The 323-nt window shown below is 74.3% G+C and carries 1 pseudogene; it reads left to right on the top strand.

Annotated features, from left to right (window positions below):
• Positions 1-323 (top strand): annotated as a pseudogene (locus tag AC5RUJ_RS18880) (tRNA (adenosine(37)-N6)-threonylcarbamoyltransferase complex dimerization subunit type 1 TsaB); the annotation flags it as partial.

Raw genomic sequence — 323 nt, 5'->3', positions numbered from 1 at the left:
GCCATCGCCGTGGACGCCGCTCCGGACGCGTGGCGCGCCGGCGTGGACGAGTTCGTGGTGGCCACCGACGCCCGGCGCAAGGAAGTGTACTGGGCGCGCTACCGCAGCACCGGCGGCACGCACGAACTGCTCGACGGCCCGCATGTCGGGCCGCCCTCGGACGTTCCGCACCTGCCCGCCTACGGCATGGGCGCCGGGCTGTATCCGGATCAACTGCTGGCCGTCACGGAGTACAGCGGCACCCAGCCGACCGCCGAAGCGCTGGGCCGCACCGCCGTCGCCCGCCTGGACAACGGGCTTGCCCTGCCGGACACCACGCCGCT

This window comes from Arthrobacter sp. Y3223164, from assembly GCF_059091005.1.
Note: the sequence above shows the minus strand (reverse complement) of the source record. Positions and strands in the feature narration are given on the sequence as shown.